The 15,940-nt window shown below is 68.7% G+C and carries 13 protein-coding genes, 1 tRNA gene and 1 pseudogene; 7 read left to right on the top strand and 8 right to left on the bottom strand.

Going from position 1 to position 15,940, the window contains the following annotated elements:
- Positions 1 to 18 precede the first annotated feature (18 nt).
- Positions 19 to 534, bottom strand: coding sequence for a hypothetical protein (locus tag AB0L71_RS24150; protein ID WP_365246634.1), 516 nt, complete (start codon positions 532 to 534; stop codon positions 19 to 21).
- A gap of 81 nt (positions 535 to 615) precedes the next feature.
- Here AB0L71_RS24150 and AB0L71_RS24145 point away from each other — a divergent pair, with 81 nt between their 5' ends.
- The gene (locus AB0L71_RS24145; RefSeq protein WP_365246632.1) at positions 616 to 1,410 is read left to right on the top strand and encodes a cobalt-precorrin-6A reductase; all 795 of its coding nucleotides are present in this window, start codon (positions 616 to 618) and stop codon (positions 1,408 to 1,410) included.
- Here the strand turns inward: AB0L71_RS24145 and cobF are convergent.
- Both cobF and AB0L71_RS24135 read right to left on the bottom strand, forming a co-directional pair.
- Positions 1,379 to 2,134, bottom strand: coding sequence for a precorrin-6A synthase (deacetylating) (gene cobF, locus AB0L71_RS24140; protein WP_365246630.1), 756 nt, complete (start codon positions 2,132 to 2,134; stop codon positions 1,379 to 1,381). The two genes, AB0L71_RS24145 and cobF, sit on opposite strands and share 32 nt — an antisense overlap.
- A gap of 44 nt (positions 2,135 to 2,178) precedes the next feature.
- Positions 2,179 to 2,697 carry a DUF309 domain-containing protein gene (locus tag AB0L71_RS24135; protein WP_365246628.1) on the bottom strand — a complete coding sequence of 173 codons (519 nt, stop codon included), beginning with the start codon at positions 2,695 to 2,697 and terminating at the stop codon, positions 2,179 to 2,181.
- Between the two features lie 107 nt (positions 2,698 to 2,804).
- Here AB0L71_RS24135 and AB0L71_RS24130 point away from each other — a divergent pair, with 107 nt between their 5' ends.
- The gene (locus tag AB0L71_RS24130) at positions 2,805 to 5,459 is read left to right on the top strand and encodes an AAA family ATPase (protein ID WP_365246626.1); all 2,655 of its coding nucleotides are present in this window, start codon (positions 2,805 to 2,807) and stop codon (positions 5,457 to 5,459) included.
- Between the two features lie 50 nt (positions 5,460 to 5,509).
- A tRNA-Pro gene (locus AB0L71_RS24125) sits at positions 5,510 to 5,583 on the top strand.
- A gap of 237 nt (positions 5,584 to 5,820) precedes the next feature.
- Here AB0L71_RS24125 and AB0L71_RS24120 read toward each other — a convergent pair.
- The 3 genes and pseudogenes from AB0L71_RS24120 to AB0L71_RS24110 all read right to left on the bottom strand — a co-directional run bounded on the left by AB0L71_RS24120 (position 5,821) and on the right by AB0L71_RS24110 (position 9,177).
- Complete coding sequence (locus tag AB0L71_RS24120) at positions 5,821 to 7,113, bottom strand: YeeE/YedE family protein (RefSeq protein WP_365246624.1); 1,293 nt, start codon at positions 7,111 to 7,113, stop codon at positions 5,821 to 5,823.
- Positions 7,114 to 7,505: 392 nt separating this feature from the next.
- Positions 7,506 to 7,859, bottom strand: a complete 354-nt coding sequence (locus AB0L71_RS24115; RefSeq protein WP_365246622.1) for an antibiotic biosynthesis monooxygenase — start codon at positions 7,857 to 7,859, stop codon at positions 7,506 to 7,508.
- Between the two features lie 231 nt (positions 7,860 to 8,090).
- Positions 8,091 to 9,177: pseudogene (locus AB0L71_RS24110) on the bottom strand (MerR family transcriptional regulator).
- A gap of 447 nt (positions 9,178 to 9,624) precedes the next feature.
- Here AB0L71_RS24110 and AB0L71_RS24105 point away from each other — a divergent pair.
- Positions 9,625 to 9,975, top strand: coding sequence for a hypothetical protein (locus AB0L71_RS24105; protein WP_365246620.1), 351 nt, complete (start codon positions 9,625 to 9,627; stop codon positions 9,973 to 9,975).
- A gap of 134 nt (positions 9,976 to 10,109) precedes the next feature.
- Here AB0L71_RS24105 and AB0L71_RS24100 read toward each other — a convergent pair whose 3' ends face one another.
- The gene (locus AB0L71_RS24100) at positions 10,110 to 12,008 is read right to left on the bottom strand and encodes a serine hydrolase (RefSeq protein ID WP_365246618.1); all 1,899 of its coding nucleotides are present in this window, start codon (positions 12,006 to 12,008) and stop codon (positions 10,110 to 10,112) included.
- 301 nt (positions 12,009 to 12,309) lie between these two features.
- Positions 12,310 to 12,612 carry a hypothetical protein gene (locus AB0L71_RS24095; protein WP_365246740.1) on the bottom strand — a complete coding sequence of 101 codons (303 nt, stop codon included), beginning with the start codon at positions 12,610 to 12,612 and terminating at the stop codon, positions 12,310 to 12,312.
- A 200-nt stretch (positions 12,613 to 12,812) separates the two neighbouring features.
- Between AB0L71_RS24095 and lepB the strand changes: the two genes are divergently transcribed.
- The 3 genes from lepB (at position 12,813) to AB0L71_RS24080 (ending at position 15,860) form a co-directional block, all read left to right on the top strand.
- A complete protein-coding gene (gene lepB / locus AB0L71_RS24090; RefSeq protein WP_365246616.1) occupies positions 12,813 to 13,454 on the top strand; it encodes a signal peptidase I in 642 nt (213 codons plus the stop codon).
- 153 nt (positions 13,455 to 13,607) lie between these two features.
- Positions 13,608 to 14,618: a hypothetical protein gene (locus AB0L71_RS24085; RefSeq protein WP_365246614.1), complete on the top strand. Its 1,011-nt coding sequence runs from the start codon at positions 13,608 to 13,610 to the stop codon at positions 14,616 to 14,618.
- Positions 14,619 to 14,753: 135 nt separating this feature from the next.
- Positions 14,754 to 15,860 (top strand): PP2C family protein-serine/threonine phosphatase, encoded by a 1,107-nt coding sequence (locus tag AB0L71_RS24080; RefSeq protein WP_365246612.1) that lies wholly within the window; start codon positions 14,754 to 14,756, stop codon positions 15,858 to 15,860.
- Positions 15,861 to 15,940: the final 80 nt, after the last annotated feature.

The raw sequence follows: 15,940 nt of genomic DNA, 5'->3' as shown, positions 1-15,940 counted from the left end.
GCGGTGCGCCGACCCGCGTCAGGGGATCAGCAGCCAGTCCGAGCCGATCGCGGCCAGCAGGCCGAGGGCCAGCAGCCAACTTCCCAGCCGGGTACGGCCGTTCCTGCTGAGCTCGATCACGATGCCGCAGAGGATGAGGGCGAGCCCGTACACACCGACCACCAGGACCGAGGACCTGGCGGCGATCCGCAGCACCAGCACGACCGCCATCGCCGCCATGCCGACCGACGAGAGAACGACGCGCAGCCGCCTGGCCTGACGCGGCGTCAGCCGCCGGTCACCGGCCTCGGAGGCGGCCTCGGGACCGGGGCCGGAAAGGGCCTCGGGAACGGTTTCGGACCTGACGTCGGGACCGGCACCCGGCGGCGTCCGCTCAACGTCTCGGGAGCCGCTCCCCTCCGCAGCGGCCTGCGCCTCGGCCTCGGTATCGGGTGGTGCGGGAGCCTCCGCAGCATCCTGGGACTCGGGTTCCGCAACGGTCCCGGACGTGGCTATCGGGACATCCACTGCCTGGTCCTGGTCAGAAATGCTCATGACGCCGGATCGTAATGCGCTCAGGGCCGCCCTGTTCGCCGCTCCGGGACTCCTGCGCCGAATGTGACGTAGGTTCGGTGCATGAGCGGCCACATACTGATCCTCGGCGGTACGGCCGAGGCCCGGCACCTCGCCGCCGAGCTGACCGGGCCCGGCGCCGACACGACGGTGCGCGTCACCAGCTCACTGGCAGGCAGAGTCGCCCGGCCCCGGACGCCCGCCGGTGAGGTCCGCATCGGAGGCTTCGGTGGGCCCCGGGGCCTCGCCGACTGGTTGCGTACTCATGGCGTGGACACCGTCGTCGACGCCACCCACCCGTTCGCCCGCACCATCAGCGCCCATGCCGCCGAGGCCGCGAAGGCCACCGGGACCGCCCTGTTCGCGCTGCGCCGTCCCGGGTGGACGGCGGGTCCCGGCGACCGCTGGTACCCGGCCGACGACCTCGCACACGCCGCCGCGCAGCTGCCTGCCCTGGGCCGGCGGATCTTCCTCACCACCGGCCGCCTCGGCCTGGCCGCCTTCGCCACGGCCCCCGGCGCGGACGCGCTCCACTTCCTCGTACGCTCCGTCGAACCCCCCGAGCCACCGCTGCCCCGCCACACCGACCTGGTCCTCGACCGGGGCCCGTACACCGTCGAGGGCGAGACGGCGCTGATGCGCGAGGCCGCCATCGACGTCCTCGTCACCAAGGACAGCGGCGGCCCCGCGACGGCCGCGAAACTGACCGCGGCCAGGAACCTCGGCGTGCCCGTGGTGGTGGTCCGCCGCCCACCGCCGCCACCCGGCACCACCGTCGTGCGCGATGTCGCGTCCGTACTCCGACTGCTGGGCCAGGAAGGCCGGTTCAGCCGCGGCGCAGCAGATACGTGTCCATGATCCAGCCCTTTCGGGCGCGCGCCTCGGCCCGCAACTCCTCGATCCGGTCGGACACTTCGGCGAGGCGCCCGGACACGAGGATCTCGTCCTCGGTTCCCACGTACGCGCCCCAGTAGATGAAGAGGTCCTGGTCGAGATGGCGGGTGAACGCCTGCCGTGCGTCGAGCATCACCACCACGTCGTCGACCCCCTCGGGCCAGCCCTCGGCCAGCCGCCGGCCCGTGGTGATCTGCACCGGACGAGCCACCCGGTTCAGACCTGTGCGGTGCTTGGCCAGCAGTGCGGAGACACTGCTGATCCCGGGAACCACCTCGTGCTCGAAGGCCACCGAACCCCGGTCCAGGATCTCCTCGAGGATGCCGAGCGTGGAGTCGTACAGTGCGGGATCACCCCACACCAGGAACGCCCCGCACTCGTCCTCACCGAGTTCCTCCGCGATGAACCGCTCGTACAGATCCGCCCGTCGGCTGCGCCAGTCGTCCACCGCGGGGGAGTAGTCCGCGGTCGCGCGGTCCCGCTCCGGGTCCCGTGCCTCCACGAGGCGGTACGCGGTGTTCCGCACGTGCACATCGAGGATGTCCCGCCGCAGCCCGGTCAGATCGGCCTTCTGCGCGCCCTTGTCGAGGATGAAGAACGCATCCGCCCGGTTCAGCGCCTTGACGGCCTGAAGGGTCAGATGGTCGGGGTCGCCCGCGCCGATACCGATGACATAGATCTGTCTCACGGCACCGAGTCTGCCCCATGCCCCACCGCGTCCGGGCGGCCGGGTCACCGGCTCCCGGGCCGCAGGCACGGCGCCTCGTCCGCGGCATCGACCGGCCGGACCTGCGTCGGGTCCGCGCCGTGGGCCCGCTCCGTCTCGACGCGCCCGGCCAAGTCCTCGGCCCAGCCGATGAGTTCGTCGACCCCGATGCCGTGCGGCCGGGTGCCCGCGGACGGTGCCAGTGCCGTGGCGCCCCTGCGCAGCAGCCGGGCGCCGCCCGTCGTATTGCCCCGCGCCGCGTGGGTCAGACCCACGGCGAGCTGCGCCAGACCGCGCCACAGCTGCCGTTCCGCCTCCGGACCCGACTTCCACGCGTCCTCGAACACCTCGTGCGCGTGGAACGGCATCCCCGCACCCAGCAGCCGTTGCGCCTCGCGCAGGGTCTCCTCGGGGGTGCGTACCACGCCCTCGGGCTGCCGCGCCACTCCCGGTGCCCCGTACGGCAGCGGGCGCCCCAGCCCGTCACGGGGGCGCGCATTGCGTGCCCGGCCCTCTGCGTCGCGGTCCCTGCGGGTCTCGTCCACCCTTCGATTGTGCCTCGCACCTGCGGAGAACTGTCCGAATCACTGTCGGGGGACGCGCGGGCCCCACTAGGGTCGACGTGCATCCGCACCACTTGGGGAGGGTAGGGATGAAGCAGTCCCGGCCGTTGTACGAGCGCGAACCGGAACTCGCCGCCGCCGCACAGGCCGTGGACGCCCTGTGCGGCGCCCAGGCGACCGGCGGGCTGCTGATCTTCAGCGGTGAGGCCGGTATCGGGAAGACGGCTCTGCTCGACGAGATCCAGGTCCTGGCCGCCGGCCGGTGCACCGTCTGGTCCGCACGCGGTGGCGAAACGGTCACGTCCGTGCCGTTCCACGTCGTACGCCAACTGCTGCAGCCCGCCCTCGGCCAGTTCCCGCCCGACGAGGTGCGCAACCTGTTCGGACCCTGGTACGAGATTGCCGCTCCCGCACTCGGACTCGCCGAACCGAGTGGTCCCCAGCCCGATCCGCAAGGGGTGCGGGACGGCCTGGACTTCCTCGTCTCCCGGATCGCGTCCCTGCTGAGCCACCGTCCGCTGCTGCTCATCATCGACGACGCGCACTGGGCCGACGGCGAGTCCCTCGCCTGGCTCGCCTCGTTCACCGCGCGCCTCGGCGAACTGCCCGTCCTCGTCGTCCAGGCCCAGCGGCCGGAGGAACGGGCAGAACGGACGGAGGAACGGGCGGAACGGACGGAGGAGAGCGGACAAGGCGGCGCCCACCCCTGCCAGATCCGGGTCGCCCTGCGCGCCCTCACCCCGGACGCCACCGCGGAACTGGTCCGCGCGGCCCTCGGCGAGCACGCCGACGACCCGTTCTGCCGCGAGGTGTGGGCCGTCACCGGAGGCAACCCCTACGAGGCCGTCGAACTCGTCGCCAAGGTCCAGGACCGCGAACTGGCACCGCTGGACGAATCGGCGGGGCTGCTGCGCGAACTCGGCGCCTCGGCCCGCGGCAGCGGCCTCGTCGCCCGGCTCGAACGGCTCGGCACCAACGCCACCCGGTTCGCCTGGGCAGCCGCCGTGCTCGGCACCGACATCTCCCAGGACCTCGCCGCCACCCTCGCCGGAATGACCTCCGCGGAGGCCGCGGACTGTACGGCGCGACTGCGTGAGGCCCGCATCGTCACCGGCTTCGACCCGCTGGAGTTCGTACACCCGCTGATCGCCTCGGCGGTGTACCGCTCCATCCCGCCGGCCACCCGCACCGCCATGCACGGCAGGGCCGCCTGGGCCATCACGCGTGCCGGACTCGGCGCCGCCGCGGCCTCCCGGCATCTGCTCGAAGTACACCCCGACGACGACCAGGAACTGGTCGAGCAGCTGCGCGAAGCAGCCACACAGCACCTCGCGGTCGGCGCCCCGGACGCCGCCCGCCGCTGCCTCGAACGCGCTCTGGAGGAACCACCGCGGCAACGGGTCAGAGCCACCCTGCTGTACGAACTGGGCTGCGCCACACTGCTCAGCTCCCCGGCCACCACGGTCCGGCATCTGCGGGCCGCCCTCGACATGCCCGGTCTCGACGACGACCAACGGGTCGACGCCACCTACCGGCTGGCCGCAGCACACGCCCACAACAACGAGCTGAAGGAAGCGGTGCGCGCCCTCGCTGCCGAGGCCGCGCGCACCACCCCGGGCTCCGGCCTCATGCGGCTCCAGGCCGGAGCCTTCCTGTGGGAGGGCATGCAGGCCGCCGAGGACGACGGGCCCGCTCGTTCCCGTCGTCTCGCCCAGAACGCCGATCACCTCTCCGGCCGTGACAACGCCGAACGCGCCCTGCTCACCATCCGCGCCTTCGACGCCATGATGCGCGGCGAGAACGCCCAGCTCGTCGTCGACCTCTGCGAACGCGCCCTGGTCGACGGCCATCCCGCCCGAGGGCTCGGCTGGACCGACACCGAATGGGGCTTCGAACTCCCCACCCTCGTCGGCATCACCTACGCCTTCACCGACCAGGTCGACCGCGCCGAGGAACTCTTCGGCGAGGCCGTCCGCGCCTTCGAGATCTCCGGCTGGAGCGGTGCGCACCTGGCCTTCGCGCACACCCTGCTCGGCCTGGTCCACCGCCGCCGCGGCCACCTGGCCGAGGCCGAGGGCTTTCTCCGCGAAGGACTGCGGCTCGCCGACCGTGTCGGCAGCGGACTTCCCGTCCACTGGGACGCCACCTGCCTGCTCATCGACACCCTCGTCGCCCGCGGCCGGGTCGGCGAGGCCCGCCGGATCGCCGACCGCTACGACTTCGGCACGCCCTACCCGAGCGCGATGGTGCTGCCCGACGCGCCGTGCGTACGCGGCCGGCTGCTGCTGGCCGAAGGCCGGATGAAGGAAGCCGCCACCGAACTGGAAGCGGCCGGTCAAGCCCTTGAACCCCGCGGCCGGTTCAACGGCGTATGGGCGCCCTGGGCCGGTGATCTCGCCCGCGCCCTGGCCGAGGAGGACCCGGCCCGTGCCGCACAACTCGCCGCCACGGCCCGGATGCACGCCGAACGCTTCGGCACGGAGACCGCGATAGGGGAGGCCCTGCGCTGCGTCGCGCTGTTCGCCCGCCCCGAGGAGGTCCCGCAACTGCTGGCCGAGTCGGTCCGCCACCTGGAGGCGTCCCCGTCCGCGTACGAACACGCCCTGGCCCTCGTCGACTACGGCATCGCGATCAGCTCCCCGAGGGAGCTGGCCAGGGCCCAGAAACTGGCCACCGCCTGCGGGGCCGAAACCCTGGCACACCGCGCCCACCAGGCACGGGCGTCAATCCGCTCCTCGGAGTGAGGTAATGTTTGTCCTGCGCCGCCGCCCGGGAGCACCGGGAGGAAGCGCACCGGGACGTGGCGCAGCTTGGTAGCGCACTTGACTGGGGGTCAAGGGGTCGCAGGTTCAAATCCTGTCGTCCCGACTCGTGAGAGTCGTAGCTCAGGGCCGATTTCGGAAGTATCCGAAATCGGCCCTTGATCGTGTCCGGGGACCAGTTGGGGACCGGCCTCCGTGACCGGTGTCAGCGCGGTCGGCGGGCCGGGAGTCACCCGGCAGGAGTCACCAGGCCGGGGTGCTAAGGCTGAGGGCCCGAGACCGCCAGATGCGCGTCGAGGGCGCGCGGAGTCGTCCGCGCACCCTCGACGGAGGTGAGACGGCGTCAGCAGACGCTGTCGCCGGGCTTGGGGTTGCCCAGACCGAACAGCGGGCGCAGTCGGAGACCCACCCAGGTGCCGGCCAGCGCGAAGAGACCCCACAGCCAGCCGCTGAGGCTGCCCGAGGCGATGCCCGCGAGATAGGCGCCGATGTTGCAGCCCCCGGCGAGGCGCGAGCCGATGCCCATCAGGACACCGCCGAGCAGCGAGGCGACCGCGGTACGCCAGGGGATGTGCCGGTGCAGGACCCAGCTGCCGGCGAGGGTGGCGGCCACGGCCGCGCCGATCATGATGCCGATGTCGGTGAGGCTGTTCTTGTCGGCCAGGATCGAGCCGGCGAGCATGTTGGAGTTGCCGGGCTGCTGCCACCAGGTCCAGGTCTCCGGCCGGCCGCCGAGCGCGCCGATCAGCTTCGAACCCCACAGGGCGAAGGCGCTGGTGACACCCCAGGCGCCCCCGGAGACCAGGAGCACGCCGGCGCCGAGCACGGCGAGGGCCAGGGCACCGACTGCCGTCGGCCAGGAGCCGCGCAGGGCGCGCAGGGCCGCGCCTCGGGCGGAGGGCACTGGCCCGAGCGGAGGCGGGTTGCGGCGGGCCTGGATCCGGCGTGACACCCACACCACCAGCAGCAGTACGGCGATGGTCACGGCCCAGGAGCCGAACCAGCCGATGTGGTCGGAGAGCACGACGGGCTGCCAGGCCGGCAGGTCCTTCCACAGGTCGTACTGCCAGGCGGCGGCCGTGCCGCCGATGATGAACCCGCCCAGCGTCAGCACCAGCGAGGTCTGTCCCGAGCCCACGGCGAAGAGGGTGCCCGAGGCACAGGCGCCGCCGATCTGCATACCGATCGCGAAGAGCACCGACCCCAGGACGAGGCCGATACCGAGGGTGCCGCCGGACGCGGCCGGCTGGCTGCCGAACAGCCCGGTGCCGGTGCCGATGATCAGGGCGAACAGAGTGGCGGTGGTGCCGAGCAGAAGGGTGTGGGCGCGCAGTCCGCTGCCGTTGCCGACGGCCACGAGCTGGCGCCAGGCGGAGGTGAAGCCGAACCGGGAGTGGAAGAGAGCGATGCCCAGACCGAGCCCGAGCAGCAGCAGGACGCCCGGCTTGGCGCCGTGCGCGGACCAGACGTACGCCGTCAGCGCCACGGCGAGCACCGCGGCCACCGTGAGCGGGATCCACCGCAGGGGCGGGAGCGGCGGTGCGTCCGGTCGGGCGGAGGAGGTGGGGGAGGGGGTGAAGAGGCCGATGGGCGCGCGTGAGGGCGCGACCGGCCCGGCGGGGGGCGCGGTGGTCACGGAAGGTCTCCGGGGTGGTTGCACGAAGCGAGCGACGGGCGGGGCACTGAGCGGCAGGGGCGCGTCACGGGCGACGCGGCAGGGCCGGGTTCAGCGGCGACAGAGGCCGTCGTCGACACACCACGCGGAGGTCGCGAACAGTGCGAGGCACAGCAGAGAGGCCGGGGCAGACATGCGGACAAATGTACGGAACGCAAGCTTCCGATCACCATGTTGTCTTGATATGCGGACACTTTTTTCGTTTGGTGAGATGACGGGGTGGCCGGGGGCGGCAGAGGCGCGCATGTGTCGAGCGCGATGGTCCCGGCCGCAGGAGCCTGGTGGCCGGCGCGGTGTGTTGCCGGCCCTCAGACCCTCCACCTCACCTGTGGGGAGAAGGGGAAGGCGGGCACCTACGCTCGCTCGAACCCGTGGCTCCGCTCCACTTTCGCCACATGCAGCGTGTAGCTCTGGTACCACTCGACTCGCCCGCGCTTCTGCGCCGCGAGGTGCTCGGCGTTGTTCCGCCACGCCGTGAGTGCGTCGGCGTCGCGGAAGTACCCGACGGTGATGGACAACCCCCCAGGAGTCTGCGCGTGGTCCATCCCCAGGAACCCAGGGACGTCCTTCACGAGGTCTTCCATGCGGGCACTGGTCTCGCTGTAGCCGCTCTGGTCCTCGGTCCGGACCGAAGTGAAGACAGCCGCGTAGTAGGGGGGTTCAAAGGCCTCTACGGGCACGACAGGCGCTTCTGCGTCATTGCTCATGGCACCACTCTGAGGCAGGACGAGCCCCGAGAGTCAGCTTCTTTCCTGAACCACGCCGCAACCCGGACGAACCTGCGGACCGACAACGGCGGTGATGACCAGGCTTGTTGCCGGGGACAGTGCCTTGGGAAGCCCACCGGACATGAGCCCGGTCATGGCTGCCGACCGCGGGGAACTTCCTCTACTGATTGCGGCGGGTCAGTCCTCTGCGGCGTTCTCGCGCACGAGGGTTCACGCTACGAGCAGGCGGAGGTCGAGCTCTGCCGCGTCGAGGGCGACGAGGTCGCGGTTGCCTTCGGCCCACCGGCCTGAGGAGAGGTCGTCGCGGAGTCTGTTCACTGCCCGCTCCTCGGCCTCCGGACCGACTCTGGTCCATACCGATACCGCGCGGCGCACCTGTTCGTCCAGGTACGCCTCGGGCCGGCGCCAGTGGGCCTCGAAGAAGCCGTCGGCGCAGTCCCACGGGATCAGCACCGGCTCCGCGGCCCCCGATCGCGCGGGTCAGGTCGGCCAGCGAAGGCCAGTCGACGAGCAGGCCGGCGAATTCGGGCAAGTAGTCGAGGGTGAGCCAGAATCTCTCGCGCCAGCCGGTGGTACTGGCGTCGTACGTGAACACCACTACACGGCGGGCCACACGCCGCATCTCGCGCAGGCCCGCGATCGGGTCCTGCCAGTGATGAACGGTGCTGAAGGCCATCGCGGCGTCGAAGGACTGGTCCTCGAACGGGAGGCTCTCCGCGCGGGCGGCCACACACGGCGCCGCGCCCGCGGGACGCTGTGCCCGCATGACCGCCGACGGCTCCACCGCCGTGACGTCGCGGTCGGGTGGCTCGTAGGAACCGGTGCCGGCCCCGACATTGAGTACCGTCCGTGCGTCCCCGAGCGCATCCCAGATCCGCGCGGCGATCCGCGGCTCGGTGCGCCGCGTCGCCGGGTAAGCGGACCCGATGGCGTCGTACAACTGCGCCCCGAACACCTTGAGTTGTTCCTCCGGTGTCGTCCTGATCCCCATGGCCCGTGCCTCCAGTTCCCTGTCGATGGCCGCCACCGTGGCAGCGGCGCGGTCGCGCTGTTCCAGCAGCAGGCCGCGGAGCCGGTGCAGGTGCGCGACCGCGTCGGTGGTCGGGTCGTCGACCAGATCCGCGATCTCGCGCAATCCGAAGCCGAGCCGCCGGTAGGCGAGCACCTCCCGCAGCCGCTCCACGTCGCCCGCCGAGTAGGCCCGGTACCCGGCGGAGGTCCGCGCGGAGGGCCGCACGAGGCCGATCCCGTCATAGTGATGCAGCGTGCGGACGCTCACGCCGGCCAAGCCGGCCACACGCCCCACGGTCAGGTGCTCTTCCACGCCCCCGAGAATGCGGTATGACGCCACGTGAGGGTCAAGCGCTTCGTTCCTGGTACCGCGCGTGACTCCACCGCGCCCCACGGCCTCGGGCGGTGACAGGCACGGAACCGCTCGCGTGGGAGGGGCACCCGCGGGCGCGGGCCCGGATCTCATACCGGGGTGGTTCGCGCAGTGTGCCCTCCTGTCTGGCCGCTCTGCAGGCGATGGGGCTTTGCGCGATGCCTACGGCAGGGGTGACATCACTTCGTAGGGCAGTGGGCGTCATGCCGGTCGCGTCATGAGAGTATGCGCCGTGAAAGCCTTCTCGCATCGGGCCCGCCCAGGATTCAAGGACCATGCCTCGCACTATGACGCCGTTGCGGGGAAAGTCGGAGCCGCGCGAATAAACGATGGATGCAAGTCCTGGCGTGGAGAGTTGTGATGACGCTTCTCGCATTCCTTGTTGCACTCGCGGGGGCCGCCCTGCTCTACGTTGCCCTTTTTCATCTGAGCGCAAGAGGGAGGATTGTGGCGGCAGTCTGGTTGGGGCTCGGCCTCGCAGCTGTTGTCGCAGGGTTCGCGATCTCGATCGAAGCGGCGAGTGCGGCTGCCTTCGTGCTGATATTCGCTATTGATGTCAGAACCGAAATCTGGCGTTATGGCATCCAAGATGATTTTGACGAGCGGGAACGTCGAGGGCTTCCGCCCCTCATGAAGCGTGGCAGTCCGTACGGTCGGGGTCTCTTCAATATATTCTGGCTGATTTGTTATTACCGGCGAATGAAGAGGTGAATGATTCCGATATGAGTAATGCTAGGGAAGAGCGGAAGCAATCTCCCGTATTACTTGGAATCCTCTCGCTCGAGCAGACGGTTGTGTGCACTACTGAGGGGCGAGGCGCCTGGTTAGGAGATGACTACCGGCGGTTAGATCGGGGATCCCGGCGGCCAGAAATCCACCTCGTCATTTATGCCCCACATCAGACGCCTAAGACCTTCCGGCGTGTTTAGGTATGCAGGCGAACGTCGACGCGTATTCATCACAGCTGCCAGGCAAACGGAGTCGGAGGCGCGATCAAGCGTGGCGGTGTTGCCGGGAAGGTCGCCATTGCATTCCCAGTCACGATCCTGTATCCACCATCCGCAGGCGTAGTGCTGGTCTATGCCCTTCTCGTCGGGGAGTCCAGAAGGTGCAATCATATAATCAGCCATGACGTCCGAGGACAGTATTTGCGCCGGATCGGAGTAGCCATCCACTCTCAGGACGAAGCGTAGCAAGTCGAGTGCACTGGCAACCCACCCCCCGTGAGAGTCTGTTCGTTGAATATGTATGGCGTAGGGGTCGTCATGGCCCTCACCGTAGTAGACAGCTTCCCCCGGGAGACGGTCCGCCAGAGTATCGCCAGCGATCCGCATGTCGGTGATTCCACAGGGGGCCAGAATGGCCGTCTGGACGTGGTGCTCATAGGTTTGCCGCGTGATCTTCTCTATGATGCGCCCAAGCAGACAGTATCCGAAGTTGGAGTACATGAACGTCGTATGTGGATCGTGCCTGAGGGAAGTATTACCTAGCGTCCAAGTTATGAGCTCATCCCGGGACATTGAATAGTTCGAAAACATGGGGTCACTATCATCGTTCGGCCATCCGCCGCTGGTGTGATGCAAGAGATCCTCAACCGTTATCGAGTGCGCCCTGGTATCGGCCGTCACGTACTGGCTGAGGATCCCGTTTGTCCCGAAGACGTGGTCACTGAGCTTGAGTTGGTTTTGCTCTACCAGGCGCAGAACAGCCACAGCCGTGATTGGCTTGGCACAGCTAGCCACCCGGAACAGAGTGTTGGGTGTTGCCGGCGTTCGCCCCGTCTGGTCGCCGAATCCGTATCCGCGTGAGTAGACAAGCTTTCCGTACTGAGATACGGCGATGGCCATTCCAGGGATCTGATGAAGGTTCATGAAGCGCGTTACCATAGTGTCCACTACTGGATCCGCTTCACGCTTCTCACACACGATGTTAAATCGCTGACGGGCATTGCTCCCATGCCCATACGAGAAGCCTTTTAGACTGGTCAGTCTCTGCTGCAGGGAATCCCCATAAATGATCGTGTCCCGCAGTGTAATCGGGGAGAGATCGTGGAATGCACTCCAAGCTCGCCCGTCATTTTTCTCCCAGAGCCCGACAATGAACTGGAAGTCGTCACCGAAGGAGGTGGCGTTGTTGAAGCCGCTGACTCGCACCGCGCGGTAACCCAGATTCTTCATGCTGTTGCGAGTCTCAGGGAACTTGTTGAGGGCGCTGAACGTGATCTTCCAGTCGCGCCCGTCCGTGACGTGCTGGGTGGCGTTGAATGTTTCCTCGGCGCCGATAAGCGGGTTTCCTTCGATATCGACGATTCTGAATCCATCCCGGATCGCCTCGTCGATCATAGGTCCCCACCGCTGGATGTGCTGGTCATGACTACACAGCCAGGCCGTAGGATCGTTGTATCCGAACCTTTCCCAAAGCACTGAATAGAACCTATCGCCGGCCACCTCAAAGGAGTGATCGCGGACGAGCTGGTAACCGTCTTGGGTTCTCTTCAAGAACGAACTCAGCCAGTCACCTTCCCTCATGAAGTGGTCTGACCATTGATCACGGAAGTGCCCCTCCGCAAATATCGCTGCGAATCGGGCCACTCCGTTCACCTCGTAGCCACTGAGGTCTTCTATTCTCCAGCCCCGTTCGATGATCTCGCTCTGGAAGGCATCCCTATAGGCGTGATCGTCAAGATCGAAGAAAACCTCATAGCGATCGAAGGAAAGCTCATAGCCGTTCAACTTCTCACCCATCCTATGGATCATGACCACGGGCACGCCTGAAGCGGCCTTGCGGAATGGGGGAGGCAGCGCACCGAGAGGCCTTTGGAAACGCGCCGGGCTGCACGAATAGGCGCTGAGGGCCCCGGGCGCGAAAGCCAGATACGACCGGCGCGGTTAATGCGAACGTAACCCGTACCGACTGGCCCCGCAACTCCAGGGAGTGACCGGAACCTGGGGTGGGTGGGTCTCTTGACACCGCTGAGTAGTACTCCAGCTGTAGATCGCGATCTTCATGTCTGGGCGGCTTGTCGCTGATAGTGAGCTTTTTCCATCACCGGTATGAGCTGGCCAGCAGGGCGAGGACGGCTTGGACGAGGCTGGTGATCCGGGTGGTGGCGCACCGGAGCTTGCGGAGTCGCCAGGACTTGAGGGTGGCTATGGCCTGCTCGACGAGGGCGCGGGTCTTCGCGTGGGGCCGGTTCACTGCCTGCTGACCGGCGGAAAGGGTTTCCCACCGCCCCCAGCTCAGGCGCCGCCAGCGGGTGCCAAGTGCCCGGCGGCGTTCTCGCAGGCGAGTGGTCAAGAAGCGCAGGGTGGAGCTGGACAGGTCCAGCCCGGACGGGTAGACAAGCACGTGAAGCCTCTGGTGGAGCGTGTTCTTCTTGGTCGAAAACCCCATCTACCAGGGGCTTCACCCGTTTGTCAGCCCAACCAGCCCACCCGCCAAGCAGGTTGGAAAAGGTTCAGTGCCTTCGAGGCTTGGTGGTGCAAGTCGGCGTGCAGTTGAGCCGGTCATGCGATCTCGTATGTAGTGAAGTGAGGGAGGGGCAACAGGTGCGTGCTGAGCGTGGTCTGCTGATATGCGGAATCCTGCTCGCGGCTGTGGGGGGCATGATTGCCGCGGGTGCGTTCTGGGTCGTCCGGAGCGGCTACACGGTCACGACCGCGAGTGGGGCCATGGAGCCCGCCTACCGCGAAGGTGATCGGGTCATAGTCGAAAAGGTCAGTGGTGAAGCGGTGCACCGAGGCGACGTGGTGCTCTACACGGTGCCCGGACGGTACAACGGGCAGGCGGTACTTCAGCGGGTCATCGGGCTCGGTGGTGACCATGTGGTCTTCGCCGGCGGGCGGCTGACGGTCAATGGGGCGGAGCTTCAGGAGCCCTATCTGAAGGGTGGGGACATCGGGACGGGCGCCGCGTCGTACGACGTTGAGGTACCGCAGGGGCGCATGTTCCCCTTGGGTGACAACCGCGCGGACTCGATGGATTCACGCTTTTTCCTGAGCGAGGAATCCGGCTCCGTACCGACAGCCGCGGTCCAGGGCCGTGTGATCCTCACCAGTGCTGTGCCGATGGTGCTCGGACTGGCCCTGGTGCTGGGCGTGCTTCTTGCCGTGGCAGGGGCCATCTGTGTCCTGATCGGCTGGGTACTGCGTCGCCGCCGTTCCGCAACGCCGTCCGCCGTGTACCTGTGAGTGTCTGCACAGGAACTTCGCCCGGTCGTCCGGGCCTGTCCGGTCGTGGGCGTGGCGGCCCGGATGCCTGCCGCTGGCGGGATCGGCGCGGACGGGCAAAGGTGGACCGGTCCGTCACCGACCGGCCCAGCGCATCGTCACGGAGGTCGAACAGTGAGCCCATCCTCTTTTCCCGACGGCCCCTACGGTGATGACTTCGTCATCGGCGAACCGCTGCCGCCCGCACCCGCCCTCACCATCGACGAGGGCACGGCGGCGCTGTACCAGGCCATCAGCGGCGATCCGGCCCCTCTCCCGCTGAGCACACCGCTGTCGCACGCCACCACGGGCGCTGCGGCCCGGGTGGTGAACTCGGCACTGGTTCTCCAGGTCGCCATCGGCCAGTCGACCGTCGCGACGAAGAACGTCATCGCCAACCTCTTCTACCGGGACGTGACCCTGCACCGGCAGATCCACGTCGGCACGACCCTGACCTCGACCGTCACCCCTGTCGCCCGTGCGTTCAGCCGGGACAACGGCAAGGGGCGGCGGGCCAAGGTGCTGCTGTCCATCGAGGCGCGAGACGAGCACGGCACCCTGGTCGCCTCACTGGAGCGCCTGTCCCTGCTGCCGGTCCGGAACCGGGACTGCCTGGTGGAGGCCGGGGACATCGGCGGCGCCGACTCCGCGCGCCCGCTCGCGGAACTGCTGCCGGCCGTACCGAAGGGCTGGGACCTCACCCGGCTGCCGCAGCAGCCGCTGCCCGAGGTGGGCCACCGGGTCACCGACCCGCTGTACGACTCCCTCAGCGGTGCCCTGGACCTCGTACGTCTGACGCAGAACCAGGCCGCCGCCCACCGTGACCCCGCCCGCGGACAGCAGGGCCGCCGTCTGGTGTACGGCGGGCACGTCGTCGCCCTTGCGCAGGCGTCCCTGGGCCGTCTGGTGCCCGGACTGGCCGCCGTCGTCGGCTGGCGCTCGTGCGACCACCTCGCCCCGTGCTTCGAGGACGACCTGCTCTCCTTCGACGTCACCTGCGAGGAGCGGTTGCCGGTCGCCGGGGGCGCGCTCGTCGCCTTCCGCGTGCGCGGGCAGGGCCGCAGGTCGGAGGCGGAGCCGGTGGACGTCATCGACTTCCGCCCGGTGGCACTGGTCGCCGGAACCGTCGGGGGAGGGCGAGGCTGAGCGACTCGACCTGCCGGCCGGCATTCGTGTGGTGCCGCTGGCGCCCCAGAAGCCGGGAGAAGGCGTCGTATATGCGGATAACATGAGTGATACGTTCACTTTTCGGGCTTGATAAGGGAGCGACCGGGAGCACGGGTGAAGGAAAGTCGGCGTCCGCCGGCATGGGCGGGTTGGCTGCTTGTCGGGCCGGCGCTGGTGTTGGGTGTACTGCTGAACGTCCTCGCGCCCGAGCCCTACATGGGGCTGCCGTTGCTGGCCGCGGCACCGCTGATCGCCGGAGCGATGCTCTCCTTCCGGGCGGGTGTTCTCGTCGCGATCGTCGCCTGTGCGCTGTCGACAGGGCTCGACATCGCGCAGGGCCGCCCCCCGTCGGCTACTTTCGTCGATTTCGCCGTGATCGGTCTCATCGGAATCCTGGCCCTCGCGGTCAACCTGCTCCTCCAGCGCCAGGGGCGTGACCTTGCGCGAGCACGGTTCATCGCGGAGTCCGTGCAGCGGGTGGTGCTGCCGGACCCGCCGGCACAGGCCGGGCCGCTGGTGGTTGCCGCCGGATACACCCCGGCACAGGCCGAGGCCAGGATCGGCGGCGACCTCTTCGCGGTGCAGGAGACCCCGTACGGCGTGCGCATGATGATCGGCGACGTGAAGGGCAAAGGGCTGCGGGCGGTGGCTTCCGTATCGGTGGCGATCGGCGCCTTCCGTCAGGAGGCCGAGAACGCCCCCACCCTGGCCGAGCTGGCGCGGCGTCTGGACGACGCGCTGTGCAGGGACGCGGCCCGTCGCGGGAACGCGACGTCCGACGAGGACTTCACCACGGCCGTGCTGGCCGAGGTCCCCGATGACAGCGGCACGCTCCGCCTGGTCAACCGCGGCCATCCGGGCCCGTACGTCATCCGTGACGGGACGATCGCCCGACTCGACGCGTCCCGTCCTCAGTTGCCCCTGGGCATGGGGCTGGGGCCGGGACCGGCATCCGACGACGAGGCCCTCACCGATGTCTTCTCGCTGCCCGCCGACGCGCTGTTGCTCATGATCACGGACGGTGTCACCGAAGCGCGCAACCGTGCGGGCATCTTCTACGACCCGTGCACGTCCGCGGCGCTCACCGGCGCCCGGTTCCGGGACCCCGACGAGCTGGTCCACGCGGTGACGGCCGACGTCGAGCGGTGGAGCGGCGAGGGGCATCAGGACGACATGGCCATCCTCGTCGTCGCCCGGCGCGGCGGTCGCCGGTACGGCTGAAGCCGGAGCGCGTGGGGCCGAGGCCGGGTTCGTCCATGAGCCTCGGATCGCAGGGGCGGATGGCCGGGGTCAGAGCCGGA

This window comes from Streptomyces sp. NPDC052052 (genome assembly GCF_040680455.1).
In the GTDB taxonomy this organism is placed as follows: Bacteria; Actinomycetota; Actinomycetes; order Streptomycetales; family Streptomycetaceae; genus Streptomyces.
Note: the sequence above shows the minus strand (reverse complement) of the source record. Positions and strands in the feature narration are given on the sequence as shown.

Excerpts from the sequence above, each read along its gene's own strand:
- AB0L71_RS24150 (WP_365246634.1), bottom strand. The coding sequence starts at position 534 with ATGAGCATTTCTGACCAGGACCAGGCAGTGGATGTCCCGATAGCCACG.
- AB0L71_RS24145 (WP_365246632.1), top strand. The coding sequence starts at position 616 with ATGAGCGGCCACATACTGATCCTCGGCGGTACGGCCGAGGCCCGGCAC.
- AB0L71_RS24130 (WP_365246626.1), top strand. The coding sequence starts at position 2,805 with ATGAAGCAGTCCCGGCCGTTGTACGAGCGCGAACCGGAACTCGCCGCC.
- AB0L71_RS24115 (WP_365246622.1), bottom strand. The coding sequence starts at position 7,859 with ATGAGCAATGACGCAGAAGCGCCTGTCGTGCCCGTAGAGGCCTTTGAA.
- AB0L71_RS24105 (WP_365246620.1), top strand. The coding sequence starts at position 9,625 with ATGACGCTTCTCGCATTCCTTGTTGCACTCGCGGGGGCCGCCCTGCTC.
- AB0L71_RS24100 (WP_365246618.1), bottom strand. The coding sequence starts at position 12,008 with ATGGGTGAGAAGTTGAACGGCTATGAGCTTTCCTTCGATCGCTATGAG.